Source organism: Agreia sp. Leaf210, assembly GCF_001421485.1.
Taxonomy (GTDB): Bacteria; Actinomycetota; Actinomycetes; order Actinomycetales; family Microbacteriaceae; genus Agreia.
The window spans coordinates 349,062-374,949 of record NZ_LMKK01000003.1; the positions used below are offsets into that span (position 1 = coordinate 349,062).

Annotated in this window: 26 protein-coding genes and 1 pseudogene; 24 read left to right on the forward strand and 3 right to left on the reverse strand. The window is 64.0% G+C overall.

From position 1 onward, the window contains the following. The first annotated feature begins 7 nt into the window (after nt 1-7). The 13 genes from ASE64_RS12055 to ASE64_RS12115 all read left to right on the forward strand — a co-directional run bounded on the left by ASE64_RS12055 (nt 8) and on the right by ASE64_RS12115 (nt 10,788). Nucleotides 8-682 carry an L-threonylcarbamoyladenylate synthase gene (locus tag ASE64_RS12055; RefSeq protein WP_055780753.1) on the forward strand — a complete coding sequence of 225 codons (675 nt, stop codon included), beginning with the start codon at nt 8-10 and terminating at the stop codon, nt 680-682. Nucleotides 683-685: 3 nt separating this feature from the next. Further along, the gene (locus tag ASE64_RS12060) at nt 686-1,900 is read left to right on the forward strand and encodes an MraY family glycosyltransferase (RefSeq protein ID WP_055780756.1); all 1,215 of its coding nucleotides are present in this window, start codon (nt 686-688) and stop codon (nt 1,898-1,900) included. Nucleotide 1,901: 1 nt separating this feature from the next. Beyond that, on the forward strand, nt 1,902-2,375 hold the full coding sequence (locus tag ASE64_RS12065; RefSeq protein ID WP_055780758.1) for a hypothetical protein: 474 nt from the start codon (nt 1,902-1,904) through the stop codon (nt 2,373-2,375). Nucleotides 2,376-2,576: 201 nt separating this feature from the next. After that, nucleotides 2,577-3,374: a F0F1 ATP synthase subunit A gene (gene atpB / locus ASE64_RS12070; protein WP_055780761.1), complete on the forward strand. Its 798-nt coding sequence runs from the start codon at nt 2,577-2,579 to the stop codon at nt 3,372-3,374. 46 nt (nt 3,375-3,420) lie between these two features. Continuing rightward, the gene (atpE, locus tag ASE64_RS12075; protein WP_035837596.1) at nt 3,421-3,654 is read left to right on the forward strand and encodes an ATP synthase F0 subunit C; all 234 of its coding nucleotides are present in this window, start codon (nt 3,421-3,423) and stop codon (nt 3,652-3,654) included. A 31-nt stretch (nt 3,655-3,685) separates the two neighbouring features. Continuing rightward, a complete protein-coding gene (locus ASE64_RS12080; protein WP_055780763.1) occupies nt 3,686-4,255 on the forward strand; it encodes a F0F1 ATP synthase subunit B in 570 nt (189 codons plus the stop codon). Nucleotides 4,256-4,259: 4 nt separating this feature from the next. Beyond that, entirely contained in the window at nt 4,260-5,057 is a 798-nt protein-coding gene (locus ASE64_RS12085; protein ID WP_055780766.1) for a F0F1 ATP synthase subunit delta, read from the forward strand. A gap of 60 nt (nt 5,058-5,117) precedes the next feature. Beyond that, nucleotides 5,118-6,755: a F0F1 ATP synthase subunit alpha gene (gene atpA / locus ASE64_RS12090; RefSeq protein WP_055780769.1), complete on the forward strand. Its 1,638-nt coding sequence runs from the start codon at nt 5,118-5,120 to the stop codon at nt 6,753-6,755. A gap of 3 nt (nt 6,756-6,758) precedes the next feature. After that, nucleotides 6,759-7,658: a F0F1 ATP synthase subunit gamma gene (locus tag ASE64_RS12095; RefSeq protein ID WP_055780772.1), complete on the forward strand. Its 900-nt coding sequence runs from the start codon at nt 6,759-6,761 to the stop codon at nt 7,656-7,658. A gap of 20 nt (nt 7,659-7,678) precedes the next feature. Continuing rightward, nucleotides 7,679-9,142, forward strand: a complete 1,464-nt coding sequence (gene atpD, locus ASE64_RS12100) for a F0F1 ATP synthase subunit beta (RefSeq protein ID WP_055780775.1) — start codon at nt 7,679-7,681, stop codon at nt 9,140-9,142. A 2-nt stretch (nt 9,143-9,144) separates the two neighbouring features. Beyond that, nucleotides 9,145-9,408, forward strand: a complete 264-nt coding sequence (locus tag ASE64_RS12105) for a F0F1 ATP synthase subunit epsilon (RefSeq protein ID WP_055780777.1) — start codon at nt 9,145-9,147, stop codon at nt 9,406-9,408. A 21-nt stretch (nt 9,409-9,429) separates the two neighbouring features. Next, on the forward strand, nt 9,430-10,182 hold the full coding sequence (locus tag ASE64_RS12110) for a YaaA family protein (protein WP_055780779.1): 753 nt from the start codon (nt 9,430-9,432) through the stop codon (nt 10,180-10,182). Between the two features lie 69 nt (nt 10,183-10,251). Beyond that, nucleotides 10,252-10,788, forward strand: coding sequence for a DUF5684 domain-containing protein (locus tag ASE64_RS12115; protein ID WP_055780784.1), 537 nt, complete (start codon nt 10,252-10,254; stop codon nt 10,786-10,788). On the opposite strand, the gene ASE64_RS12120 is transcribed toward ASE64_RS12115, so the two are convergent. Continuing rightward, nucleotides 10,778-11,395, reverse strand: coding sequence for a DNA-3-methyladenine glycosylase I (locus ASE64_RS12120; protein WP_055780788.1), 618 nt, complete (start codon nt 11,393-11,395; stop codon nt 10,778-10,780). The genes ASE64_RS12115 and ASE64_RS12120 overlap by 11 nt on opposite strands. A 190-nt stretch (nt 11,396-11,585) precedes the next feature. Between ASE64_RS12120 and ASE64_RS12125 the strand changes: the two genes are divergently transcribed. Next, nucleotides 11,586-12,671 carry a DUF4192 domain-containing protein gene (locus tag ASE64_RS12125; RefSeq protein WP_162234569.1) on the forward strand — a complete coding sequence of 362 codons (1,086 nt, stop codon included), beginning with the start codon at nt 11,586-11,588 and terminating at the stop codon, nt 12,669-12,671. A gap of 7 nt (nt 12,672-12,678) precedes the next feature. On the opposite strand, the gene ASE64_RS12130 is transcribed toward ASE64_RS12125, so the two are convergent. Together ASE64_RS12130 and ASE64_RS12135 are read right to left on the reverse strand one after the other, a co-directional pair. Continuing rightward, a complete protein-coding gene (locus tag ASE64_RS12130; protein ID WP_156351858.1) occupies nt 12,679-14,070 on the reverse strand; it encodes an aspartate aminotransferase family protein in 1,392 nt (463 codons plus the stop codon). Then, a complete protein-coding gene (locus tag ASE64_RS12135; protein WP_055780794.1) occupies nt 14,067-14,534 on the reverse strand; it encodes an Lrp/AsnC family transcriptional regulator in 468 nt (155 codons plus the stop codon). Before ASE64_RS12135 ends, ASE64_RS12130 begins: the two co-directional genes overlap by 4 nt. Before the next feature lie 110 nt (nt 14,535-14,644). On the opposite strand from ASE64_RS12135, the gene ASE64_RS12140 reads away from it, so the two are divergent. The 10 genes and pseudogenes from ASE64_RS12140 (at nt 14,645) to ASE64_RS12180 (ending at nt 25,882) form a co-directional block, all read left to right on the forward strand. Continuing rightward, complete coding sequence (locus tag ASE64_RS12140) at nt 14,645-16,081, forward strand: gamma-aminobutyraldehyde dehydrogenase (RefSeq protein ID WP_055780797.1); 1,437 nt, start codon at nt 14,645-14,647, stop codon at nt 16,079-16,081. A gap of 9 nt (nt 16,082-16,090) precedes the next feature. Next, nucleotides 16,091-17,104, forward strand: coding sequence for an FHA domain-containing protein (locus ASE64_RS12145; protein WP_156351861.1), 1,014 nt, complete (start codon nt 16,091-16,093; stop codon nt 17,102-17,104). A 75-nt stretch (nt 17,105-17,179) separates the two neighbouring features. Further along, nucleotides 17,180-18,004, forward strand: coding sequence for a PP2C family protein-serine/threonine phosphatase (locus ASE64_RS12150; protein WP_055780804.1), 825 nt, complete (start codon nt 17,180-17,182; stop codon nt 18,002-18,004). Continuing rightward, nucleotides 18,001-18,075, forward strand: a pseudogene (locus ASE64_RS17960) (zinc-ribbon domain-containing protein); the annotation flags it as partial. The gene ASE64_RS12150 and the pseudogene ASE64_RS17960, both read left to right, overlap by 4 nt. 21 nt (nt 18,076-18,096) lie before the next feature. Then, a complete protein-coding gene (locus ASE64_RS12155) occupies nt 18,097-18,519 on the forward strand; it encodes an FHA domain-containing protein (protein WP_162234570.1) in 423 nt (140 codons plus the stop codon). Between the two features lie 107 nt (nt 18,520-18,626). Beyond that, nucleotides 18,627-21,569, forward strand: a complete 2,943-nt coding sequence (locus ASE64_RS12160; protein ID WP_082466248.1) for an FtsK/SpoIIIE domain-containing protein — start codon at nt 18,627-18,629, stop codon at nt 21,567-21,569. Between the two features lie 79 nt (nt 21,570-21,648). Continuing rightward, nucleotides 21,649-22,905, forward strand: a complete 1,257-nt coding sequence (locus tag ASE64_RS12165; RefSeq protein WP_235480611.1) for an ABC transporter substrate-binding protein — start codon at nt 21,649-21,651, stop codon at nt 22,903-22,905. Continuing rightward, nucleotides 22,905-24,107 (forward strand): ABC transporter ATP-binding protein, encoded by a 1,203-nt coding sequence (locus ASE64_RS12170; RefSeq protein WP_082466249.1) that lies wholly within the window; start codon nt 22,905-22,907, stop codon nt 24,105-24,107. Before ASE64_RS12165 ends, ASE64_RS12170 begins: the two co-directional genes overlap by 1 nt. Before the next feature lie 3 nt (nt 24,108-24,110). Continuing rightward, nucleotides 24,111-25,025, forward strand: a complete 915-nt coding sequence (locus ASE64_RS12175; protein ID WP_055780809.1) for an ABC transporter permease — start codon at nt 24,111-24,113, stop codon at nt 25,023-25,025. A gap of 77 nt (nt 25,026-25,102) precedes the next feature. Then, the gene (locus tag ASE64_RS12180; RefSeq protein WP_181035772.1) at nt 25,103-25,882 is read left to right on the forward strand and encodes an ABC transporter permease; all 780 of its coding nucleotides are present in this window, start codon (nt 25,103-25,105) and stop codon (nt 25,880-25,882) included. Nucleotides 25,883-25,888 lie beyond the last annotated feature (6 nt).

The following is a 25,888-nucleotide window of genomic DNA, read 5'->3' on the forward strand; positions in this document are numbered from 1 at the left end:
GGTCGATATGGCTGCCCTCTATGACTGCTCGGTTCCGTCCGAGCTCCTGACGGGAATGCGACTGGCCCGCGCCGCTATCGGCCGCGGTGCCCTCGTCGTCATTCCGACGGACACGGTGTACGGCATCGCCGCGGACGCCTTCAATCCGACGGCCGTGCAGGCTCTCCTCGACGCCAAGGGCCGCACGCGTAGCTCGCCGCCGCCGGTTCTCGTACCCGGTGTCGCCACGCTCGACGCCCTGGCCGAGACGGTGAGCCAGCCCGTGCGCGACCTCGTCGATGCGTTCTGGCCCGGCGGGCTCACGATCATCGTTCCTGCGCGGTCCTCGCTCGCCTGGGATCTCGGCGAGACCCGAGGAACCGTGGCTCTGCGACAGCCTTCCGATCCGATCGCCCTCGAGTTGCTCACCGAAGTGGGCCCGTTGGCCGTGTCGTCGGCCAACCTCACCGGCGAGCCGGCGGCGACCACCGCATCCCTCGCTCTCGAGAGCCTCGGCGACAGCGTCGACGTGTATCTCGACGGCGGCGCTACCGAAACCGTCACGTCGACCATCGTCGATGCGAGCACGTTCGGCGTCGACGGTGCGATCCGGATCGTGCGTCACGGGGCGGTGTCCGAAGAACAGCTGCGGTCGATTCTGGGAGACGTGCTCGTGGTTCCAGACGAGCAACCGAACGGCTGATCGGTGCGGATCTATCTGCTCGTCGCCGCCATCTCGGCCGTCGTCACGTTCGGGTTGGCGCTCGTCGTGTACAAGCTGAGTCATCGGTTCAGGCTCTATCCGAAGATCCGCGAACGAGATGTGCACACCCGGCCGACACCACGGTTGGGCGGTGTCGCCATGTTCATCGGTATGGTCGTGGCGTTCGCCGTGGCCTCACAGGTCGACGGTTTCCGTTTGGTCTTCGTCAATCCGGGGCCGGTCTTCGCCATTCTGGGCGCGGCCCTGATCATCGTGGTGATCGGGGTCATCGATGACCTCATCGACCTCGACTGGACCATCAAGCTCGCAGGGCAGATCATTGCGGCGTGGCTGCTGGTATGGCAGGGCGTCGCCATCGTGTCACTACCGATCGCGGGCACGCTCGCCGTCGGCTCCGGCGTCATGTCGCTGATCATCAGTCTGTTCGCTGTCGTGCTCGTGATGAACGCCATCAACTTCATCGACGGTCTCGACGGGCTCGTGGCGGGTGTCTGCCTCATCGCAAACGGCGTCTTCTTCCTCTACACGTTCCTGCTCATCCAAGAAGGGTCGGCGACCGACTACTTCAACCTGGCGGCGCTCATCTCCGCGATTCTCATCGGCGCCTGCGCAGGCTTCCTTCCATTGAACTGGCACCCGGCGAAGCTGTTCATGGGCGACGCCGGCGCGATGCTCGTCGGTCTGCTGATGGCGACGAGTGCCATCGCGGTCACGGGAGTGATCGACCCGGCAACCCTCGGACGACGCGAGCTGCTTCCCGCGTTCATCCCGATCCTGCTTCCGTTCGCCATTCTCGTGCTTCCCCTGCTCGACTTCGGGCTCGCGGTCTTCCGTCGTCTCCGTGCGGGCAAGAGTCCGTTCAGTGCGGATCGAAAGCACCTCCACCACAGACTGCTCGACATGGGTCACTCGCACTTTCACGCGGTTCTCATCTTCTATGCGTGGACGGCCGTCGTGTCCATCGGCTGTCTGCTGTTCTTCCTCGTGCCGACCGGCTACGCGGTCGTATTCCTTCTGGTCGGCCTCGTGGTCTGCACCGTTCTGACCCTGGCGCCCCTGAGCCGGCGCAAGGTCGTCGAGGCGACCGCTCAGTCGACCGAGGCAGAGAGTCCCGAGGCGTCGATGGCCGCGTCCCTCGATCCGCTCGACGCCGCATCCGAATCAGTCTCACCTCCTGCCGAAACGAAAGGCGCCTAGCGTGTCGACCCCCAGCCCCCGTGTCACCTCAGCCGCCACCGGATCATCCGCGCGGCCCGTCTTCGTGCGCATCCTCAAATGGGGCGGGCTGCTGGCCCTCGCCATCGCGGTGATCGGGGGAGTGGCGGGTTACCTCGTCGACGCGGAGCGGGGCCTGGTGAGCGCCCTGGTGGGTACGGCGATGGCCATCCTCTTCACCGGTCTCACCGCCGCGTCTATCCTGGTCGCCAACCGGTTCTCGGGAACGGACTTCTTCACCGCCATCTTCTTCGCCGTGGTGATGGGCGCCTGGATCGTGAAGTTCGCGATCTTCCTCGTCCTCGTCTTCTTGCTGCGCGATCAGCCCTGGATCAACCCGGTCGTGATGTTCCTGTGCATCATCGCGGGCGTACTCGGCTCACTCATCGTGGACGTCGTCGTGGTCGCTACATCCCGCATGAGCTATGCAAGCGACGTGAAGTTGCCGGGCGAGTAGGAATATGTCCGATCCGGCACATTCGGGTCGTCAATAGCCCTTCTCGATTGGTCAGGGGCCCCTAACTCTTGATAGGGTTCATAAAGATCGTTCCGCTGCGTCACTCGGGTTTTCGCCCAGAAGCAGCACCCCCCATCATTCGTCGTCGCGAGAGCCTCGCTCCACGCCCCGAACCAGGAGATAGCGCTGTTAGCTAACGCTCTGAACTTGCTTGTGCCGTTGGCTGCCGATGATGGTCAATTCCACGGTCCGTCCATCGAGGAATTCTTCCCAGAAGTCATCTTCTTCCCCGGTACCCCCTTCGAGATCAACCGGGTCATTCTGATCCGCTTCATCGCTGTCGCCGCCATCCTCATCCTCTTCTGGCTGGGAACGCGCAAGATGAAGCTGGTACCCACCCGGGGCCAGAGCATCGCCGAGATGGCTCTCGACTTCGTCCGAGTGAACATCGCCGAAGACCTCCTGGGCAAGAAAGACGGCAGGCGATTCCTGCCGATCCTGACCACGATCTTCTTCATGGTGCTCGCCATGAACCTCACGGGCATCGTGCCGTTCCTCAACCTCGCGGGAACGTCCGTCATCGGTGTACCCCTGGTACTCGCCGTGGTCGCCTACGTGACGTTCATCTATGCGGGCATCAAGAAGCACCCGGGAGCGTTCTTCAAGAACGCGCTGTTCCCGCCCGGAGTGCCCAAGGGTCTCTACATCATCGTGACGCCGATCGAGCTCCTCTCGACCTTCATCCTGCGTCCCGTCACTCTGACTCTTCGACTTCTCATGAACATGGTCGTCGGCCACCTGCTGTTGGTGCTGTTCTTCGGCGCCACCTGGTTCTTCTTCTTCACGGCGAGCGGGTGGTTCACCCTGTTCGGCGTCGGCACGCTGGCATTCGGCTTCGTGTTCACGCTGTTCGAGATCCTCGTCGCCGTGCTCCAGGCCTACGTCTTCACCCTGCTCACCGCTGTCTACACCCAGCTCGCGCTGGCTGAGGAACACTAAACGAATTAGGCGCCCGCCTCGTTCGACATCACGGAAGGAAACACACGTGGACGCAACAACCGTTCTCGCCGAGATCAACGGAAACATCGCGACGGTCGGTTATGGTCTCGCAGCCATCGGCCCGGCCATCGGCGTCGGTATCGTCGTTGGAAAGACCATCGAGGGTGTCGCCCGCCAGCCTGAGCTCGCAGGTCGCCTGCAGGTTCTGATGTACATCGGTATCGCTTTCACCGAGGCCCTGGCCTTCATCGGTATCGCGACCTACTTCATCTTCGTCTGATCCCGCTTCGCTCAAGAGATAGGAGGCTGGAATGCTTCACGCAGTTCTAGCTGCCGCAGAGGAAACGGCCGAGACGACGAATCCGCTCATCCCAGAGATCTACGACATCGTCTGGTCACTGCTCTGCTTCGTCGTCATCCTGTTCTTCTTCTGGAGAATGGTGCTTCCTCGCGTCAAGACGATGCTCGACGAGCGTTCGGCTGCGATCGAGGGAAACATCGCCAAGGCAGACGCCGCCCAGGCCCAGGCCGAAGCAGCGCTCGAGCAGTACACGGCTCAGCTCGCGGAGGGTCGCGCCGAGGCCGGCAAGATCCGGGAGCAGGCTCGCGCCGACGCTCTCAAGATCGCTGCCGAGCTCAAGGAGCAGGCTCAGCTCGACGCTGCCCGCATTCAGGCACAGGCGACGAGCCAGATCGAAGCCGAGCGTCAGGCTGCGGTCGTGTCGCTGCGCGCCGAAGTGGGAAGCCTTGCTCTCGACCTCGCGTCGGGCGTCATCGGTGAGTCCGTCAAGGACGACGCCAAGGCTGCCGGTATCGTCGATCGCTTCCTCGCTGACCTCGAGGCGTCCGAGGCATCCGCCTCGTCCGCAGGAAACAAGTAAGCACATGGGATCAGCGACCAGAGAAGCGATCGCCGGAGTTCGAGCCAGACTGGCCGGGCAGGGTGGTACAGCCACGCTCGCCACAGGGGAGCAGCTGCTCCTCGCCGGACGTGTCATCGGTGAGTCGTCTTCGCTCCTGTCCCTCTTGGCCGATCCGTCTGCGGATCAGGCCTCGAAGGCTGGAGTGGTTTCCGAGCTCTTCGGCTCGAAGCTCGACGCCGAGGCCGTTCGCATCCTTAGCGACGTCGCGGCGAGCCGCTGGTCCAGCCACGACGACCTCCTCGAGGCCGTCGAGGAGCTTGGCTTCCGAGTCCTCGCTGATTCGGCAACGAACGCCGAATCGATCGAGGCCGAGCTGGCTCGCTTCGGTGAAGCCGTTTCGACGAGCGACGAACTCGAGCTCGCGCTCGGTTCGAAGCTCGGTGCGGTCGACGCGAAGTTGACTCTTGTCGACGCGCTGCTTCAGGGCAAGGCGTCGGCCCAGACGCTCGCGATCGTGCGGCAGCTCGTTGCCCAGCCTCGCGGTCGGCGCATCGGAGAATTGCTCCGCGTCGCTGCGAACATCGTGGCCGATCAGGCGGGCAAGTCGATCGCCACCGTCACGAGCGCGACTCCCATCGCTCCCGCACAGCTGGAGCGTCTCGAAAAGGGGCTTTCGTCACTGTACGGACGCTCTCTCTCCGTGAACCAGCAGATCGATCCCGCCCTCATCGGCGGTCTTCGCATCCAGGTGGGAGATGATGTCATTGATGGCAGCGTCTCCGCCCGCATCAATGATTTGAGACTTCAGCTCGCTGGCTAGCCCCTCGCGGCTCGCTTGCTACACGCCGGAGCGAATCCTTCGGCAGAAAAAGGAAAAACGATGGCAGAACTATCGATCAGCCCCGACGAGATCCGTGGTGCTCTTCAGGACTTCGTGAAGTCCTATGAGCCCGGCAAGGCGACGAAGACCGAGGTCGGATACGTCACCGACGCCGGCGACGGCATCGCCCACGTCGAGGGTCTCCCCGGCGTCATGGCAAACGAACTGATTCGCTTCGCCGACGGAACCCTGGGCCTCGCCCAGAACCTCGACGAAGACGAGGTCGGTGTCATCATCCTGGGTGAGTTCTCGGGAATCGTCGAGGGCATGGAGGTGCAGCGCACGGGCGAGGTCCTCTCGGTTCCCGTCGGCGACGCCTACCTCGGCCGCGTCGTAGACCCGCTGGGCAACCCGATCGATGGTCTCGGCGACATCGCTTCGGAGGGCCGCCGCGCACTCGAGCTGCAGGCACCCGGTGTGATGCAACGAAAGAGCGTTCACGAGCCCATGCAGACGGGTATCAAGGCGATCGACGCCATGATCCCCGTTGGCCGTGGCCAGCGTCAGCTGATCATCGGTGACCGCCAGACGGGTAAGACCGCCATCGCGATCGACACGATCATCAACCAGAAGGCCAACTGGGAGTCGGGCGACGTCAACAAGCAGGTTCGCTGCATCTACGTCGCCATCGGCCAGAAGGGCTCGACCATCGCCTCGGTGAAGGGCGCGCTGGAAGACGCCGGAGCGCTCGAGTACACGACCATCGTCGCGTCTCCCGCTTCCGACCCTGCAGGCTTCAAGTACCTCGCCCCGTACACGGGCTCGGCCATCGGTCAGCACTGGATGTACGGCGGCAAGCACGTTCTGATCATCTTCGATGACCTGTCGAAGCAGGCAGAGGCCTACCGCGCCGTCTCCCTCCTCCTGCGCCGTCCGCCGGGACGCGAGGCGTACCCGGGTGACGTGTTCTACCTGCACTCGCGTCTGCTGGAGCGTTGTGCCAAGCTCTCCGACGAGCTCGGCGCTGGCTCGATGACCGGGCTCCCGATCATCGAGACCAAGGCCAACGACGTCTCGGCCTACATCCCGACCAACGTGATCTCGATCACCGACGGCCAGATCTTCCTCCAGTCCGACCTGTTCAACGCCAACCAGCGCCCCGCGGTCGACGTGGGTATCTCGGTGTCGCGAGTCGGTGGTGACGCTCAGGTGAAGTCGATCAAGAAGGTCTCCGGAACGCTGAAGTTGGAGCTTGCGCAGTACCGCTCGCTCGAGGCGTTCGCGATGTTCGCATCGGACCTCGACCCGGCGTCGCGTCGCCAGCTTGCTCGTGGAGCGCGCCTCACCGAGCTGCTCAAGCAGCCGCAGTACTCGCCGTACCCGGTCGAAGACCAGGTCGTCGCGATCTGGGCTGGAACGAACGGCAAGCTCGACGAAGTTCCCGTCGAGGACATCCTCCGTTTCGAGCGCGAGCTTCTCGACTACCTCGCCCGCAACACGCAGGTGTTGACCACCCTTCGCGAATCCAACGTACTGTCCGATGAGACCGCTTCGTTGCTCGACTCCGAGGTCGACAAGTTCAAACTCGAGTTCCAGACGGGCGAAGGCAAGCCCCTCGCGTCGGTGGGCCGCGAGGAGTTCACTGCGACCAAGGTTGAAGACGTCAACCAGGAAAAGATCGTGAAGGGTCGCCGCTAACTTATGGGAGCGCAACTCCGCGTCTACCGGCAGAAGATCAAGTCTGCCCAGACGACCAAGAAGATCACCAGGGCCATGGAGCTCATCTCCGCCTCGCGCATTCAAAAAGCGCAGGCGCGAGTTGCCGCCTCTACCCCGTATTCTCGGGCGATCACTCGTGCCGTCTCCGCGGTGGCGTCGTACTCGAATGTCGAGCACATCCTCACCACGGAACCGGAGAAGGTCGAGCGTGCTGCGATCGTCATCTTCTCGAGCGACCGTGGTCTGGCAGGTGCCTTCAACAGCAACGTGCTCAAGGAGTCGGAGCAGCTCGCGGAGCTCCTCCGCAGCCAGGGTAAGGATGTCGTGTACTTCCTGGTGGGCCGCAAGGCGAACGCGTACTTCGCGTTCCGTCGTCGGGCCTCAGAGAAGACGTGGCAGGGCGGTACCGACAACCCCGAGTTCGAGACGGCGAAGGAGATCGGCGATGCCATTCTCGAGTCGTTCCTGAAGCCTGCTGCCGAGGGCGGGGTCGACGAGATCCACATCGTCTACAACCGCTTCGTGTCGATGCTGGTGCAGGTGCCGGAGGTCGTTCGTCTTCTTCCGCTCGAGGTCGTCGAAGGTGTCGAAGAGCCCGATTCCAAGGCGGTTCTGCCGCTCTACGAATTCGAGCCCGACGCGTCGTCCGTTCTTGATTCACTGCTTCCCGTCTACATCGAGTCGCGCCTCTTCAATGCCATGCTCCAGTCCGCGGCTGCGAAGCACGCGGCGACGCAGAAGGCCATGAAGGCGGCCAGCGACAACGCGGATGGACTCATCCGCGACTACACGCGATTGGCGAACAACGCTCGCCAGTCCGAGATCACACAACAGATTTCCGAGATCGTCGGCGGCGCCGACGCGCTGAGCTCGGCAAAGTAGCTCGAAAGAAGAGAGAAGCAATGACACTGACCGCACCTGAAGCTGCGACGACGACTGCGCCCGGCGCAGTCGGCCGTATCGCCCGCGTCACCGGCCCTGTCGTGGACATCGAGTTCCCCCACGACTCGATCCCGGGCATCTACAACGCACTCAAGACCACGATCGCCATTCCCGGCGCTCCCGAGACCGTGCTGACCCTCGAGGTCGCCCAGCACCTCGGAGACGACCTGGTTCGCGCCATCGCCCTGAAGCCGACCGACGGACTCGTCCGCGGCCAGGAGGTCACCGACACCGGAGAGCCGATCACGGTTCCCGTCGGCGACATCACCAAGGGCAAGGTCTTCAACGTCATCGGCGAGGTGCTCAACGCTGAGCCGGGCGAGAAGATCGAGATCACCGAGCGCTGGCCCATCCACCGCAAGCCCCCGGCTTTCGACCAGCTCGAATCGAAGACGGAGCTCTTCGAGACCGGCATCAAGGTCATCGACCTCCTGACCCCCTATGTGCAGGGTGGAAAGATCGGACTCTTCGGAGGCGCCGGAGTCGGCAAGACGGTCCTCATCCAGGAAATGATCCAGCGCGTCGCGCAGGACCACGGTGGAGTGTCCGTGTTCGCCGGTGTCGGCGAGCGCACCCGTGAGGGAAACGACCTCATCGCCGAGATGGAAGAGGCGGGAGTCTTCGACAAGACCGCCCTCGTGTTCGGCCAGATGGACGAGCCGCCGGGAACGCGTCTTCGCGTAGCCCTGTCGGCCCTGACCATGGCGGAGTACTTCCGCGATGTTCAGAAGCAGGACGTTCTGCTCTTCATCGACAACATCTTCCGCTTCACGCAGGCGGGTTCCGAGGTCTCGACCCTTCTCGGACGCATGCCGTCCGCTGTGGGTTACCAGCCCAACCTGGCCGACGAGATGGGAATCCTGCAGGAGCGCATCACATCGACGCGTGGTCACTCGATCACGTCGCTGCAGGCGATCTACGTTCCGGCTGACGACTACACCGACCCCGCGCCGGCCACCACGTTCGCCCACCTCGACGCCACCACGGAGCTCTCGCGTGAAATCGCGTCGAAAGGCCTGTACCCGGCCGTCGACCCGCTGACGTCGACGAGCCGCATCCTCGACCCGCGGTACCTGGGTGAGGATCACTACAACACGGCCGTGCGCATCAAGGCGATCCTCCAGAAGAACAAGGAACTCCAGGAGATCATCGCGATCCTCGGTGTCGACGAGCTCTCTGAAGAAGACAAGATCACCGTTTCGCGCGCCCGTCGCATTCAGCAGTTCCTGTCGCAGAACACCTACATGGCCAAGAAGTTCACGGGCGTGGAAGGTTCGACGGTTCCTCTGAAGGACACGATCGAGTCGTTCTCCGCTATCGCCAACGGTGACTTCGATCACGTGGCGGAGCAGGCCTTCTTCAACGTCGGTGGTATCAACGACGTCGAAGAGAAGTGGGCCCAGATCCAGAAAGAGAACGGCTAGTCATGGCTTCGGCTCTTACCGTGAGTGTCGTCTCGGCCGATCAGGAAGTCTGGTCGGGCGAGGCCACCATGGTCATCGCTAAGACTGTCGAAGGCGAGATCGGTATCCTCGCCGGCCACGAGCCGCTTCTCGCGATTCTGGCTGAGGGAGAGGTCCGCGTCACGCAGGCCTCCGGTTCCCGCATCACGGCTCAGGCCGACGACGGATTCCTGTCGGTAGAGAACAACACCATCACGATCGTCGCGCGCAACGCGGCGCTCGTCTAACGCAAGCGGGTCGACCACCTCGTGATCATCCTCCTTCCGCCGTCCGAGACGAAGCGGGAGGGGGGTGATGCCACGAAGTTGGATATGACCCGCTTGCGTTTTTCGTCGTTGACGGCGACTCGTCGGCGGGTGATTCGCGAGCTTCGTGCTCTGTCTCAAGACGAGGAAGCGAGTCTGAAGGCGCTCAAGATCAGTGCCCGGCTTCGCTCAGAGGTCGTGCGCAATCGCTCCGTGACCACGTCGCCGACGATGCCGGCTCTCGACAGGTACACGGGCGTGATCTTCGACGCTCTCGATTCGGGGAGTCTGCCCGTCGAGGCCCGCTCATTCGCCGCGACGCACGTCGTGATTCAGTCGGCGCTCCTCGGGCCGATCGGTGGCATGGACCCCATTCCTGCATACCGGTTGTCGCACGATTCCAAATTGCCGGGTATTCATCTCGCCAAGACGTGGGCTCCCGTTGTGCCGACGGAAATCGGCGCAGACGGCGAACTCGTTCTCGACTTCAGGTCTGAAGGGTACGTCGCTCTGTCGCCCCTAGCGCCGGGGGTGAACTCCTGGTTCCTCCGGGTGGTCACGGAGTCCGATGACGGAACGGTACGAGCATTGAACCACTTCAACAAGAAGGCCAAGGGGCTTCTAACACGAGCGTTGCTCTTGAACGCGCGCGACCTCGAGTCGATCGAGGAGGTGATCGCCGTCGCGGCCGAAGCGGGTTACCGCATGGAACTCGGCGACCAGAAAGAAGTGAGGCTGTACGCACCGAAGGGGTGATCGCGCCAGCCGCGACGCTGCCTCCAGCGCCACCCACGGTTGTTCCCGGGCTGCCGCTAGTCTTGCTGCATGATCTCGACATATGACTCGGACGGCTCAGCGACCGGAGCCGCGGCCGGCCTGATTATCACGTTGGTCTTCACCGCGCTCTACGCGGTTCTGATCATCGCCATCTACGTGATCAGTTCCTGGTTCCTGAGCAAGATCTTCGTGAAGGCCGGTGAGCCCGCGTGGAAGGGATGGGTGCCCGTCTACAACTCCTGGGTCTTCCTCGAGCTCGGGGGACAGGCGGGTTGGTGGGCCCTCGTAGCCTTCGTGCCCTTCGTCGGCGTTGCATCGAGTGTGTTCATCTGTCTCGCGGCCTACAACATCGGACTGCGCTTCGGAAAGACCGCGGCCTGGGTCGTTCTGTACATCCTTGTTCCGTACGTGTGGTGGGGCATCTTCGCTTTCAACCGATCGGTATGGAACCCCCAGCCGATCGCGGGCATATTCATCGCCCCGGAGTGGGCGAGGCCCACGAGCGCCGTTCTCCGTTACGTGCCACAGGCTCGGCCCGTCTATGCCGCTCCATCGATGGGCGGACCGCAGAACCCTACGTACTGAGACGTTCAGTCGCCTTCTCGAGCTGATCGCCTCGGACACAGCCCTGCGCATGGTCGTTGATCAGCCCTGCTGCCTGCATCAAGGCGTGCATGGTCGTCGGTCCCACGAACCCCAGTCCTATGCTCCTCAACCGAGTGCTGAGCGCCCTCGAGCCATCGGTAACGGTCAGAACCTCTTCTACGGTGCGAGGCCGCTGATGCGATGATGGCGCGTGACTCCAGATCAGACGATCGAGTTCCCCCGGGTTCGCGCTCACCAGGTCGAGAATGGTTCGAGCGTTCTTGACCGTCGCGACGATCTTCTGTCGATTGCGGATGATCGAGGAATCGCTGGCCAGTTCGTCGACCTTGTCGTCATCGAAGGCGGAGACCCTCCGAATCGCGAAGCCGTCGAACGCACGGCGGAAGGCAGGCCGTCGCCTCAAGATGGTGATCCATGAGAGGCCAGCCTGGAATCCCTCCAATGCGATCGTCTCGAAGAGTGCGTCGTCGCCGTGCAGCGGGCTTCCCCACTCCTCGTCGTGATAGCGCTGGTACTCGGAGTCGTCGGAGACCCAACCGCACCGAGCAATACCGTCGTCTCCTGTTGAGAGAAGTTCTCGTGTCATGAGGTCGAGAGTATCGCCGTGGGTCGTCGCCGACCGTGATCTGGAGCGTCGGTGTCATTCGCGCCCGTCAGGACGGGCTGGGGAGGAGATGGCGGACAGGTGTCCCCTCACAGCGCAGCATTCCTCCCATCTCTCCACACCTTCGAGGCGAGCCGGGATTCCGGCGCTGCGAGTGCCGCAGGCTCTCGTCATGACTCACTCGGTGAAAGCGAAAAGGCCCGCAGACTTCTTGATCGCCCTGCCACGCGTCCTGGGCTACACACCCACGAACAGCATCGTCGTCCAGACCTTCCAGAATCGGCAGACGGCGGCATCGCTGCGAGTAGACCTGCCCGCGGATACTCCGCGCACGAACCCCCGGCTGGTAGCCGATGCCATCATCCGCCTGATCAGTCGGGTACCGGGGGTGGATGCCGTGCTCATCGCCATCTACACAGACGAGGCGTGGTCGGCGGAGGATCGGCCGCCGAGGCCGCAACTCGTCGAGGCCATCGTCACCAGGATGGCGTCGGCGGGGCTCGGCATAGTCGATGCACTGTGCTGCTCTGGTCGTGTGTGGGGTTCGTATCTCGATGACGAACGTGGACGCTTCACAGACAGCGACACGGCACGAATCGACGGGGAGCTCGACGGGGTTGGCGCGTCGCGCGATGTCGAGGGGGTCGCCCAGGGGGCGACGCCGATACTTGATGGTCCGACGGAGCAACGGGAAGGGGTGGCCGCGGCATCCACGGCGATCATGAACCATCCTCGTGAGAGAGAACGATTGTGGGAGTGGACGCCGGCCAAGGTTCTCTGGACCGACGCCATCGAGTCTGCACCGATCGACATCCCGCCGAATGCGCTGGCGGCCCTGCTCTGGAGCGTCAGAGACAAGGGCGTCAGAGACTGCGTGCTGATGCTCCTGGCCTGGGGTGATGCCGCCGGTGATCGGGCTGCCGGAGTCACGGCCGCGCTACGCCGAGGAAAATCGGTTCCGGACGGGTCGATTCTCGAAACGTTTGTCGGCGAGGGCAGACAGTGCCCCGACGGGCTGCGCATAGAGGGAGCGATTCGTCTGCTCCGTCACCTCGTCTCCCTGGCACCCATGCCGTGGCAGCTCGCGCCCCTCACCATGCTCGCCTGGCTCGAATGGGCACGGGGCCAAGGCTCTGCCGCGGGGGACTACCTCGAACAGGCGCTCTCGATCGGGCCGGGGTACGAGTTGGCTCGCCTCTTCGAGCAGCTGATCAGCACGGGCCGCGTGCCCGACTGGGTGGGCAGGCAGGCTGTGTGACCGGTGATCAGAGCCTGCTCCAGGCCTCCGTGAGGACGCTACGGAGGATCTGCTCGATCTCGTCGAACTCAGGCGCGCCGATGGTGAGAGGAGGGGCCAATTGAATCACCGGATCTCCCCGGTCGTCAGCACGGCAGTAGAGCCCTGCGTCGAAGAGAGCCTTCGAGAGAAAACCCCGGAGCAGCCTCTCCGACTCCTCATCATCGAACGTCTCCTTGGTCGCCTTGTCTTTCACCAGCTCGATGCCGAAGAAGTATCCGTCTCCGCGCACATCGCCGACGATCGGCAGATCGTTCAACTTCTCGAGCGTCGAGCGGAAGAGGGGAGAGTTGGCCCTGACATTCTCGTTGAGCTTCTCCTCTTCGAAGATGTCGAGGTTCGCCAGCGCGACGGCAGCCGACACGGGGTGACCGCCAAACGTGTATCCGTGTGCAAAGGACGTCTGACCGTGCTTGAACGGCTCGTAGACTTTGTCGCTCACGATCGTGGCACCGATGGGAGAATACCCGCTGGTCATGCCCTTGGCACAGGTGATCATGTCGGGAACGTAGCCGTACTCGTCGCACGCGAACATATGACCGATTCGGCCGAAAGCACAGATCACTTCATCGCTGACCAGCAGCACGTCGTAGCGGTCGCAGATCTCACGCACCCGCTGGAAGTACCCGGGCGGTGGAGGGAAGCAGCCGCCGGAGTTCTGCACCGGCTCGAGAAAGACGGCCGCCACCGTGTCGGGACCCTCGAATTGAATCATCTCCTCGATCCGATCGGCAGCCCAGATTCCGAACGCGACCGGGTCGTCGCCGTGCTCGGGCGCGCGATAGATGTTCGTGTTCGGCACGCGGAAGCCGCCCGGCGTGACAGGTTCGAACATCGCCTTCATACCCGGTATGCCGGTCACCGCCAACGCTCCCTGGGTGGTGCCGTGATACGCGACGGCGCGCGAGATGACCTTGTGCTTCGTCGGCTGCCCCTGGAGCTTCCAGTAGTACTTGGCCAGCTTGAAAGCAGTCTCCACGGCCTCACCACCACCGGTCGAGAAGAACACACGGTTGAGGTCGCCCGGCGCATAGTGCGCGAGCCGGTCCGCGAGCTCGATCGCGTTCGGATGTGCGTAGGACCACACGGGAAAGAAGGCCAATTCCTCAGCCTGCCGTGCCGCGGTCTCGGCCAGGCGTCGTCGGCCGTGACCGGCGTTCACCACGAAGAGCCCTGAAAGACCGTCGATGTACCTCTTTCCCCGACTGTCCCAGATGTGATGACCCTCGCCGCGAGTGATGATCGGAACGCCCGCGCCCGATTCCATCACCGATTGCCGACTGAAATGCATCCAGAGATGGTCTTTCGCCTTGCGCTGCAGCTCGCTCTCGGCGACGTCGGAATAAGTCATGTCGGTCATCGGGTACCCCAGTTGTAGAGCTGCTTGTGCAGTTTCAGATAGACGAACGTCTCGGTCGAGATGACGCCCTCAAGATGCCGGATCTGCGAGTTGAGCAGAGCGATGAGATCGTCATCGCTCTCGCAGACGACCTCGGCCATGATGTCGAACGTTCCGGCCGTGAGCACGACGTAGTCGACCGCGGGTATCGCGGCCAGAGCGTCGGCGACGACGCGCGTGTCGCCCGACACCTTCAGGCCGATCATCGCCTGTCGGTAGAAGCCGAGTTGCAGGGGATCGGTCACGGCGACGATCTGCATCACCCCCGAGTCCGTGAGCTTCTGCACACGCTGCCGAACCGCCGCCTCGCTCAGCCCCACGGCCTTGCCGATCTCGGCGTAGGACCGTCGACCATCGACTTGGAGCTGCTCGATGATCGCCTTCGACGTGTCATCGAGATGGGTTTGTCGTGGTTTCAGGCTCATGCCTCGATTCTGTCAGCGAGTCCGATTCCGAGCAAGTGATTTCGTCGCTATAACGGGTTTGAGCGACGAAATCAGTTGAATCGCGTACGAAACCGTGCGACGATGGGGCCATGCAGAGTCACACGCTGAAGAACTTCGTGAACGGCCACTACACGGACTCGGAGTTCGGCGCAGGTCTCGATCTGGTCGATCCTTCGACGGAGAGGGTCTATGGCGTCTCGCCGATCTCATCGGAACGAGAGATCGACGCGGCCTACCGTGCGGCATCCGACGCCTTCGAGGGATGGCGAGACACCACACCGTCGCAGCGCCAACTCGCGCTCTTCCGCATCGCTGACGCCATGGAGAGCCGCGCCGAGGAATTCGCAGACAGGGAGTCGCTCGATACCGGCAAGCCGCGAGCGACTCTCGTCGCAGACGAGATCCTTCTGAGCGTCGACCAGATCCGGTTCTTCGCCGGCGCGGCTCGGAACCTCGAGGGCAGAAGCGCGGGGGAGTACATGACCGATCACACGTCGTTCGTGCGCCGGGAGCCCATCGGCGTCGTCGGGCAGGTCACGCCGTGGAACTACCCGCTCAATATGGCCGTCTGGAAGGTGGCGCCCGCAATCGCAGCCGGCAACACCACCGTGCTCAAGCCGTCGGATACGACGCCGCTGTCCACCCTTCTCCTGGCCGAGGTCGCGGCCGAATTCCTGCCGCCCGGCGTTATGAACGTGGTGTTGGGCGACAGATCGACGGGGGCCGCGATGGTGGCGAATCGGATCCCGCAGCTGGTGTCGATCACCGGCTCCGTGCGTGCGGGAATGGAGGTGGCGAGAGCTGCCGCGGTCGATCTGAAGCGGGTCCACCTCGAACTCGGCGGCAAGGCACCCGTCGTCGTCTTCGACGATGCCGACATCGCCAAGGCTGTCGAGGGCATCGTCGCCGCGGGCTACTTCAATGCGGGACAGGACTGCACGGCGGCGACACGTCTGCTCGTGCAGGACGGCATCCATGACGAGTTCGTGGCGGCGCTCGCCGAGCATGCGAGAACCAGCGCGGTGACCGGTACTCCGGATCGCACCGACGTGCTGTTCGGCCCCGTCAACAATGCCGCGCAGCTGGCTCAGGTAACGGGATTCATCGAGCGTCTTCCCGATCACGCGACGATCGAACTCGGGGGTCGACGACAGGGCGACACCGGGTACTTCCACGAGGCCACCATCGTCTCCGGTCTGACCCAGAGCGACGAGATCGTTCAGAACGAGGTCTTCGGACCGGTGATCACGGTGCAGTCCTTCGCCGACGAGGCCGAAGCCATCCGTCACGCCAATGGCGTCGACTACGCCTTGGCCTCCAGCGTGTGGACCAGCAATCACTCGCGGGCGATGCGGATGGCACGGCGACTCGATTTCGGATGCGTGTGGATCAACACCCACATCCCCATCGTCGCCGAGATGCCCCACGGCGGCTTCAAGCATTCGGGCTACGGGAAAGACCTCTCGATGTACGGCTTCGAGGACTACACACGGATCAAGCACGTCATGTCGTTCATCGGCGATTAGGCTCGACGGGTGAGCGTGCCCCGAGACACACCAGGCCGGGTGGTCTACAGGGCGGCTTCGTCGTCGGGGTCACAGCTGGCTTTGGTCGCGCCGGGCCTTGTCGTCGTGCTCGACGGTGGATGCTCGCCGGCTGTTCTCTCCCGGCTCTGGCTGGAGATGTCGGAAGAGTCGACGTCGTTCGAGGGCGTCGTCCAGACCATTCCTCTGCTCGGCGCCGACGCCGTGACATCGTTCGCGGTGGCGGCATGGGAGGCAGACGGCCCCTCGTCCGCCGTCTTCTCGGTCGTCACGCGGGGCGCCGCCATCGTCGATGTGCACACGGCGGATGCCGAGCCTCGTCGCTTCTCCTCGCAGGGGCTTCGGCCGTGGCATCTCGCGTCGTTCTCGAACGTCACCGGGCTCCGTTTTGCAGGAGCCCCCGACGCGGAAGGTACTACTGGCGAGCTCGCCATCTCGGGCGACGAGCTTCCGCTCGTGCTCGGCGTGGCATCCGTCGATTCGGTGATGTGGATTCTCGACGAGCGTCAGACGAGCGTCGTCCCGCGGGAGCGCTCGCGCCCCCAGACGGCGCCCGCCGCGGTCGACGACGGCGAGATCACCCTGGAGCGGGCTCCTGGCCGGCGCACGGGACGACACGGTGGCGCGCCCGAGTCAGAGGCGCCGGCGGCGAATCGTGGCCGTCCCAGTCGCGTGCGGATCGGCACGCAGACGCCGTTCGAGCTGCACGTTCCCGTGTGCATCGGCCGCAGGCCGCGCGGCCCGCGTCAACTTTCGGGCGACCAAGTGATTCTGGCCGAGGTGCCCTCGCCCACGCGCGAGGTGTCGGCATCGCATCTGTTCATCGTGCAGCGAGGTCGGGAGGTCGTCGCGACCGATCTGCAGTCGACGAATGGCACCGCCGTCACTCTGCCCGGCTCGCCTCGGATAAAGTTGAAGCAGGGGGACTCGATCGTTCTTCCCCCGTACAGCAGGGTCGAGATCGGCGACGGCAATGTCATCGAGATACTTCCCGCAGCAGATTGACCGTGCAGAACGGTGCGCACACCCACCCGCGTGTGCTCGCCCGCGTTAGAACAGCATGCCGAGGAGAAGAGTCCCGTGACCCAGATCGGTGACAGTGACGCCCACGTGAGCGTTGTCCTTCCCGGCGCCGTCGACACCACCTTGACCCTCACCTGGTCATTTCTGTCGGACCGCGGCAACAAGCGAGCCGTCAACGAAGACAGCGTCGTCGCGAATCCACCCCTCTTCGCCGTGGCAGACGGCATGGGCGGACACTCCGCCGGCGATATCGCCAGCGCAGCGGTCGTGACGCGCCTCGGCGACATCACGGGGAGGGCATTCGTCGACGCCGACACTATCGATCGAGCTCTTGAGTCGGCCCGCGCGGACATCGACCGGGTGGGCGACGAGAGTGTTCTGGGAACGGGGACGACCGTCACCGGTATTGCGCTCACGGTGGTCGACGACGAAGCGCAATGGGCAGTGTTCAACATCGGCGATTCGCGGGTCTACGTCTTCGCCGACGACGTGCTCGAACAGGTGACCATCGACCACTCGGTCGTGCAGGAGATGGTCGCTGCGGGTCTCATCACCCGGGAGCAGGCCGACGTGCATCCGGACAGCAACGTGATCACGCGGGCCGTCGGGTTCCATGACAGGCCGGTTCCCGACTACTCGCTCATTCCTGTGGTGCCCGGTCAGCGCATGCTCATCTGTTCTGACGGCCTGACCAAGGAACTCACCGATCACGGGATCCGGCACTATCTGGCGACGACCGATTCCGCCGAACGGGCCGTGAGCGAACTCGTGGCCGCGTCGCTCGCGAACGGAGGCAGAGACAACGTCACGGTGCTCGTCGTCGATGTCGCCCTGGCTGTCGATGAGATCGAGTCGACACGACCGAGCGCGCACAGTCGATGAGCGCCGTGCGGTGCAAGACCTGCGGCACGGTCCTCCCCAGCGGGGCGATGTTCTGCGGCGAATGCGGCAGTTCGGTGCTTGCAGCATCTGCGATGAGCGACACGCAGCATGTGCAGCCGCTGCCGATCACGAGGCGACACGAATCGTTGACCGCTCCCGAACGGCCCGCACCGAAGACCTCGCCCGCGCGCCCCGTCTTCCGGCTTGTGTTCAGCACCGGTGAGAACGTCGTCGTCGCCGGGCCGGGACTCATCGGTCGGAACCCAGTTGCCGCCGACGTCGATCGGCCCTTCGAGATCGTGCGCATCGTGGATCCGCAGCTGAGCGTGTCGAAGACCCACCTCGAGTTCGGAATCGAGAACGGGATGTTCTGGGTCAGCGACCGTCATTCGGGCAATGGCACCTCGATCTCCGTGGCCGGCGAGGAGTCTCTGGACGCCCTGCCCGGTGAGCGGTACGGAGTGGCGCGAGGAACGCGCATCCGCATCGGTGAGCAGTACTTCGACGTCCTCTAGCGGAGGCCGCGTCCTCGGGTCCGTCCACACGTCGCTTTCGGCCGGTGTTCTCCACGGACTGAGGCGGGTGCGCTCGTGCGAGGCCGAGCCTGAGGTGTACTCGTTCGATGCGCCGACGTCATCCGTTGCCCCCGGACGAGCCCCCGCCCGACCCGGCCCGGAACCGAGCGGACGTCGCATCGGATATCGACGACGTCATCGTGGTCCCGCGGCGAGCGGATCCGGCTCCCAGGGCGCCGTTCCCCCTCATCGGCTCACTCGCACCGTTGGGCGTCGCCGTCGTCGTATGGTTCGTCCTGCACTCGCCTCTCGCGCTGGTCTTCGCCCTGCTGTCACCGGTGATGGCTGTCGCGACGCTCATCGACGGGCGGTTCAGCGGGCGCCGCTCCCGACGCCGCAACGAGGTCGATCTCGAGCGGCGGCGCAACATCTTCGACGCCAGGGTCGTCGCATTTCACGAGAGCGAGCTCGCGAGTCTCCGGCAGCGCGCACCGTCTGCGCGGGTGATCCTCGAGAGAGCATCCAATCCGTTCACCGCGACAGCAGCCGCGCAGGTGGTGATCTGCCTGGGCAGGGGGCCGGTCAAAAGCGCGATCAGGGTGGAGGGTGGCTCTGACGACGATGAGGACTCTCGGAGATTGCGCTCTGAGGCTCTTCGATTGGATCGCGCCCCCGTCCTGGCAGTAGCTCCCGCGCGCATCGCCGTCGTCGGAGCGCCGCTGCTCGCGCACGCCCTGGCGCGGGGCTACGCCGTGCAGCTCGCCGCCGCCGTCTCGCCGGATGCGGCCGCTTTCTCTGGGGGTTCGACGACGAACGACACGTGTTCGGGTGAGTGGGAATGGGCGCACTTACTGCCCCATCGTGGTGCAGACCGTGTGTGCCTCGGCTCGCTCGAGGCGGTTTCCCGCCCCCTCTCCGCGACGTTCGTCGTGGTCGCGGAATCCGCCGGCGCCGTACCGGCAGATGCAGACATCGTCGTCGCTGCGGACTCGGTCGGCCTGGTCTCCGTGCTCAGGCACCCCCGACTCCCGACTCCGTTTCAGATCGAGGGGGAGTTCGTGTCGATCGTCGAGGCCGAGGAGTTCTGCGCGCGACTCGGCCGGCAGTCTGCTGCAGCCGATCGTGGTCTCTTCGCACTTCCCGAGCGCGTGACGAGTTCCGAGGTCGAGGCGCTGGCACGCGCAGGAGACGGGGGAGAGCGGTCGGCGGCGCGGAAGGGCCTCCGCGCTGCAATCGGGATCGGAGAGCGCGGTGAGGTCTTCCAGCTCGACCTCGTCGAACAGGGACCTCACGCGGTCGTGGCCGGAACCACGGGAAGCGGCAAGAGCGAACTCCTCGTGACATGGGTGGCTGCTCTCGCCCGCGCTTACGACACCACCTCGTTCACCGTGCTGCTCGTGGACTTCAAGGGCGGAGCCGCGTTCGACCCGCTGACGCGCCTCGAGCAGTGCGTCGGCTTGATCACCGATCTCGATCCCGGCGGGGCCGCGCGTGCCCTGTCGAGCCTTAGAGCGGAGATTCGATGGCGCGAAGGAATTCTCCGAGAGGCATCCGCCCGTGATATCTCCGATCCACGGCTCGGGGGTGTCCTGCCTCGTCTGATGATCGTCGTCGACGAGTTCGCGGCCATGCTGACGGAGTTCCCGCAACTCCATGACGTGTTCGCCGACATCGCTGCGCGCGGGCGATCGCTCGGAATGCACCTGGTGCTCTGCACCCAACGCCCGTCCGGCGTGGTGAAGGATTCCCTGCTCGCGAACTGCGAACTGAGATTGTCGCTACGGGTGAACAACGCAGCCGATTCGACCTCCATCATCGGCAGCCCTGCGGCGTCCATGCTGACCGCCGAGCAACGCGGTCGCTGCTTCGTCTCTCTGGGCGGTAGACCACCCTCGGCCGTGCAGATCGCTTTCACCGACGCCGAGGCGCTCTCGGAGCATCAGACCGACACGCGTCCGAGGATCCGAGCACCGTGGCTCCCCGCCCTGCCGCACCGCGTCGAACTCGACGACATCCCACGACCATCGTCCGGCTTCGTCCTCGGCCTCCTCGATCTGCCCGACGAGCAGCGCCAACCGCCGGCCCGCTACGACCCGGTAGAGCACGGACCGCTACTCGTGCTCGGTTCCTCGCGCTCGGGAAAATCGACGCTTCTCGCGACGCTTGCTCGACAGTCGTCGTTCGCGGTGGTCGTCGGACGAGACACAGAACAGGCGTGGGACACGGTGCACGAGCTCGTCGCCTTGTGTCGACGAAGGCAGGCCGGGGCGGTTCCTCGCTCACAGATGATCGTGCTCATCGACGACGTCGATTCGGTGTTGCGTCGCTTCGACGCCGAGTACCAGGGCGCGATCGTCTCAGAGCTTGCGACGATCCTCCGGGATGGTCCGCCCTGCGGCATCACCGTCATCGCCACGGCTCAGCGTCTGGCCGCTCCGCTCACGACCCTCGCGCCGCTCTTTCCCGAGCGGATCCATCTGAGGTTCGCCAGTCGTCAGGAATACATCGTCTCGGAGGGCGCCGCCTCCGACCACGACCCCCGGCTTCCACCAGGTGCTGGGCATTGGCGGGGGTCACGGCTGCAGGTCGCACTCGCCGCCGGTAGCGAGTCGCCCCGAGAGGCATTGTTGCCACGGCACGCTCGCGCCCAAGGGCGCTCCCTGCCGTCGCTCCTGCTCATCGTCACGGCTCGCCCGTCTGCATTTCTCGATCGACCGGGCGGCGCCGTCACCCTGATCGATGCCAGCGATCGTGCGGCGGTGTCGGCATTCACGCCCACACCCGATGTCTCGGCGTGGCTGGTCGGAACGCCGGACACATGGATGACCGCTTGGACTACGTTCTCGAGCCTCCGGAGTCGCGTCCCGGTGTACTTCGATGGGTGCTCACTCGGTGATTTCCGAGCCCTGACGCGGCGCCGCGATCTGCCGCCACCGGTCGATCACGGCAGGCAGGCCCGCTGGATGCTCACCCCCGACGACACCATCGTCAGATTCGAGCCCGCAGAGGATTCCCGCCGGGAATCGTGGGAATCGCAGAGGATTTCGTGAAATCTATGTTTCGTTATTGCCGCTTTCGCCCTCTTTCACCCCATGAGGCCACGTGCTGTGCCACTATCAGACCACCCTGATGACCGCACAGTTCGGAGATCCGCCCGACATGAACGCGCCACCGCCCCGTGACCCGATGATTCGGCAGGCGATCGCCTACACACGATCCATGCAACGAGCGAAGCAGCTCGCGTTGTCGCGGCGCTCCCTGCTCGCCGGGGCGGGCTTGGGCCTCGGGGCTCTGGCATTGGCCGCGTGCTCGACCGGTCCACGACCCGCGCCACTGGCCGCCATAGACTCGTCGGCATCCGACAGATCGCTCGTCTGGGACAACTGGCCGGCGTACATCGACGAAGACGACGACGGAAACTACCCGACGGTGATCGGCTTCGAGGAACAGACCGGCATCAGCGTGACCTACAACGTCGCGGTCGATGACAACAACACCTACTACGGCAAGGTCAAGGATCAGCTCGCCCTGGGCCAGGACATCGGCGCAGACGCCGTATGTCTGACCGAATGGATGGTCTCCCGTCTCGTTCGCAAGGGCTACGTGCAGGAGCTCGACGCTGCGAACATCCCCAACAAGGCGAACATGCTTCCGTCGCTCGCGAACCCCGACTTCGATCCCGGTCGCGCGCGCTCGCTTCCCTGGCAGGGTGGGTTCGCGGGAATCTGCTGGAACAAGGAGCGGCTGCCGAAGGGACTCAGGTCTGTCGACGACTTGTGGAATCCGGAGCTCAAGGGCCGCGTCGGCGTGCTGAGCGAGATGCGAGACACCATCGGAGTGATCATGCAGTCGCTCGGAACCGACGTCTCGAGCAACTGGGGTGAGGCTCAGTTCATGGATGCCGTAGATCTGTTCCGCAAGCAGGTCGACGACGGGCAGGTGCGCAACATCAAAGGCAACGCCTATCTGAACGATCTGCAGAACGAGGACACGCTGGCGGCCATCTGCTGGTCTGGCGACATCACTCTGATCAACGCGGAGGCGGGTGACAAATGGGAGTTCATCCTTCCCGACTCCGGCGGAACCCTCTGGAACGACACCTTCGTGGTGCCGATGGGATCTACTCGAAAGGCGAACGCCGAGGCGCTCATGAACTACTACTACGAACCGGAGGTCGCCGCAGAGGTCGCGGCCTGGGTCAACTACATCACGCCCGTCGTCGGCGCACGGGAGGCGATGGAGTCCATCGATCCTGAACTCGCGAACAACCAGTTGATCTTTCCCGATGAGAAGACCCTCGAACAAACACATGTGTTCCGGACATTGACGGCAGAGGAAGAGAAGACCTTGGGCACCGAATTTCAGAAAGTGTTGTTGGGTATCTGATGAAGACGATGAGCACCTTCGCCGAGGCGGGCGCCGACCTCGAGTTCGTCGATATCAGCAAGAGGTTCCCCGGCTTCACGGCCATCGAGGATCTCAATCTCACCATTCCGGCCGGCTCGTTCTTCGCGCTTCTCGGGCCGTCAGGCTGCGGCAAGACGACCACGCTCCGACTTGTCGCGGGGCTCGAGGAGCCGTCGGCGGGACGCATTCTCATCGGAGGAAAGGACGTCACGAACACGAAGTCCTTTCAACGTCCGGTGAACACGGTCTTCCAGTCGTACGCTCTCTTTCCGCATATGACGATCCTCGAGAACGTCGCCTTCGGTCTTCGTCGACGCAAGATCGACGATCCGCTCGGCAAGGCTCACGAGGCCTTGAAACTCGTCGAACTGGACCACCTCGCGACGCGGCGCCCCGCTCAGTTGTCGGGCGGTCAGCAGCAGCGCGTCGCGCTTGCACGAGCGATCGTGAATCGACCCGCTCTTCTCCTGCTCGACGAACCGCTGGGGGCGCTCGATCTCAAGCTGCGTCGCCAGATGCAACTCGAGCTGAAGAGCATCCAGACCGAGATCGGCCTGACCTTTCTTCATGTCACGCACGACCAGGAGGAGGCCATGACCATGGCCGACATCGTAGCGGTCATGAACAAGGGCCAGATCGAGCAGATGGGGGCGCCCGAGCAGCTCTACGAATTGCCGCGAACAGCGTTCGTCGCCAACTTCCTCGGTCAATCGAATCTCTTCACGGGCCGGGTCACCGAGTCGACCGCCGACTTCATCACCGTCGACATCGCGGGCAGAGGCATCGTGGTGCCTCGCACCCGGGCTCAGCGCCACGCGGGCGAGGTGACGATCGGCGTGAGGCCCGAGAAGCTGCTGCTGCACACGGAAGCGCCCGAGACCAAGGCCGGACTCAACATCCTCGGACCGGGCCGCGTCACCGACGTCTCGTTCTCCGGGGTCAGCACCTCGTACATCGTCCAGATCCCGGGTCTGGGCGCCGTGACCGTCTTCGCTCAGAACATGGTCTTCGGACCGGTTGTGAACGAGGGTGCCGAGGTCTGGGTCAGCTGGACGGTGGATCACGGCTTCGGTCTTGAAGACGAGCCGAGCCCGGGCTCCCGCTTCCCCGCCGACGCGTCGACGAGCGCCATCGCGATCCAGCGCAGGGCCGCGCTCGAGACCGAACTGGAAGGGGCGTAACCCGTGGCCTTCGCGGCATTCGCTTCGAGCGACGCGGCCGTGACGAAGCCGCCGAGACGAAAGTCCACGATCGCGCTGGTTCTGCTTCTTCCCGGCATCCTCTACATGGTGCTGTTCTTTCTCACCCCGCTCATATCGCTCGTCATCACCTCGTTCCAGGCCGAGCTTCCCGGGGGAGACATCGGCGAATACATTCCGGGAGTGCAGTGGCAGAACTACGTAGCGAGTGCGAGCGAGTATCTGCCGCACATCCTGCGCGCGTTCGGCTACGCACTCGTCGCCACCGTCTTCGCCCTGATCATCAGCTACCCGATCGCGTACTTCATCGGTGTCAAAGCACGACGCTGGCCCCTTCTGCAGAGCACGATGCTCACCCTCGTCATCGCTCCGTTCTTCATCAGTTTCCTCCTCCGCACGCTCGCGTGGAAGCAGATCCTCTCCGACGAGTCGCCCGTGGTCCTGGCGCTCAAAGCGGTGGCGATCCTGCCCGTAGACGGACATCTCACGGGTACACCGTTCGCCGTGATCTTCGGGCTCACCTACAACTTCATCCCGTTCATGACCCTTCCGCTCTATACGACTCTCGAGCGCCTCGACACTCGCTTCCTCGAGGCGGGAAGCGACCTCTACGCGAATCCGGCCACGACGTTCCTGAAGGTCACGGTTCCGCTCTCGATGCCGGGCATCATCTCGGGCACACTGCTGACGTTCATCCCGGCGGCCGGTGACTACATCAACGCGAGCCGCGACTTTCTGGGATCGAGTAAGACGGCCATGCTCGGAAATGCGATCGAGGCCAACTTCCTCACGCTGCAGAACTATCCTGTCGCGGCGGCGCTCTCCATCATCCTGATGGCCGTCATCTTGGTACTCGTCGGCGTGTACGTGCGCCGCAGTGGAACGGAGGACCTGCTGTGACCGCGCTACCTCTCGATCCGAAGAACCCGGCGACCAGGCGCGGAGAGCCCTCACGCCCCCGCGGAAGGTTCGCGGGTATCGGACTTCCCATCTATGTCGCGCTGGCCCTCGCGTTCCTGCTCATCCCGATCGTCTACACCTTCGTCTTCTCGTTCAACGACTCGGGCAAGTCCAACCTCGCCTGGAGGGGGTTCACGTTCGAGAAGTGGCTCACGGTCTGCAACGAACCCGGTCTCTGCGAGGCCTTCGGCAACAGCATTCTCGTGGGAGTCGTCGCCACCGTTCTCGCGACCGCGCTCGGCACGGCCATCGCGATTGCGCTCGTGCGCTATCGATTCCGGTTTCGCTCGAGTATCAGCCTGCTGCTGTTCTTGCCCATGGCGACCCCCGAGGTCGTGCTGGGCGCGGGGCTTGCTGCACAATTCCTGGCCCTCGGTACGCAGAAGGGCATCGTGACGGTGATTCTGGCCCACACGATGTTCTGCATCAGCTTCGTGGTGGTCACCGTGAAAGCACGCGTAGCAGGCCTCGACCCGGCGCTCGAAGAGGCGGGACGAGATCTCTACGGCTCGCCGGCCCAGGTCTTCTGGCGCATCACGTTTCCTCTGCTTCTGCCGGGCATTCTGGCGGCGGCGCTGTTGTCGTTCGCGCTGAGCTTCGATGACTTCATCATCACGAACTTCAACTCGGGCGCCGTCGACACCTTCCCCAAATTCATCTACATCGCGGCGGCACGAGGCATCCCCGCCGAGGCGAATGTGATCGCCTCGGCCGTGTTCATCCTGGCGATCCTCATCGTGGTGGTGAGTCAGGTCAGCCGCTCGGCCAGGCAGAAGAGGCTGGCGAAGCTCACCTGATCCAGC

Excerpts from the sequence above, each read along its gene's own strand:
- ASE64_RS12140 (WP_055780797.1), top strand. The coding sequence starts at position 14,645 with ATGCAGAGTCACACGCTGAAGAACTTCGTGAACGGCCACTACACGGAC.
- ASE64_RS12095 (WP_055780772.1), top strand. The coding sequence starts at position 6,759 with ATGGGAGCGCAACTCCGCGTCTACCGGCAGAAGATCAAGTCTGCCCAG.
- ASE64_RS12160 (WP_082466248.1), top strand. The coding sequence starts at position 18,627 with ATGCGCCGACGTCATCCGTTGCCCCCGGACGAGCCCCCGCCCGACCCG.
- ASE64_RS12080 (WP_055780763.1), top strand. The coding sequence starts at position 3,686 with ATGCTTCACGCAGTTCTAGCTGCCGCAGAGGAAACGGCCGAGACGACG.
- ASE64_RS12170 (WP_082466249.1), top strand. The coding sequence starts at position 22,905 with ATGAAGACGATGAGCACCTTCGCCGAGGCGGGCGCCGACCTCGAGTTC.
- atpD (WP_055780775.1), top strand. The coding sequence starts at position 7,679 with ATGACACTGACCGCACCTGAAGCTGCGACGACGACTGCGCCCGGCGCA.
- ASE64_RS12120 (WP_055780788.1), bottom strand. The coding sequence starts at position 11,395 with ATGACACGAGAACTTCTCTCAACAGGAGACGACGGTATTGCTCGGTGC.
- ASE64_RS12165 (WP_235480611.1), top strand. The coding sequence starts at position 21,649 with ATGACCGCACAGTTCGGAGATCCGCCCGACATGAACGCGCCACCGCCC.
- ASE64_RS12105 (WP_055780777.1), top strand. The coding sequence starts at position 9,145 with ATGGCTTCGGCTCTTACCGTGAGTGTCGTCTCGGCCGATCAGGAAGTC.
- atpA (WP_055780769.1), top strand. The coding sequence starts at position 5,118 with ATGGCAGAACTATCGATCAGCCCCGACGAGATCCGTGGTGCTCTTCAG.
- ASE64_RS12155 (WP_162234570.1), top strand. The coding sequence starts at position 18,097 with ATGAGCGACACGCAGCATGTGCAGCCGCTGCCGATCACGAGGCGACAC.
- ASE64_RS12130 (WP_156351858.1), bottom strand. The coding sequence starts at position 14,070 with ATGACCGACATGACTTATTCCGACGTCGCCGAGAGCGAGCTGCAGCGC.
- ASE64_RS12085 (WP_055780766.1), top strand. The coding sequence starts at position 4,260 with ATGGGATCAGCGACCAGAGAAGCGATCGCCGGAGTTCGAGCCAGACTG.
- ASE64_RS12125 (WP_162234569.1), top strand. The coding sequence starts at position 11,586 with ATGACTCACTCGGTGAAAGCGAAAAGGCCCGCAGACTTCTTGATCGCC.
- ASE64_RS12055 (WP_055780753.1), top strand. The coding sequence starts at position 8 with ATGGCTGCCCTCTATGACTGCTCGGTTCCGTCCGAGCTCCTGACGGGA.
- ASE64_RS12135 (WP_055780794.1), bottom strand. The coding sequence starts at position 14,534 with ATGAGCCTGAAACCACGACAAACCCATCTCGATGACACGTCGAAGGCG.
- ASE64_RS12115 (WP_055780784.1), top strand. The coding sequence starts at position 10,252 with ATGATCTCGACATATGACTCGGACGGCTCAGCGACCGGAGCCGCGGCC.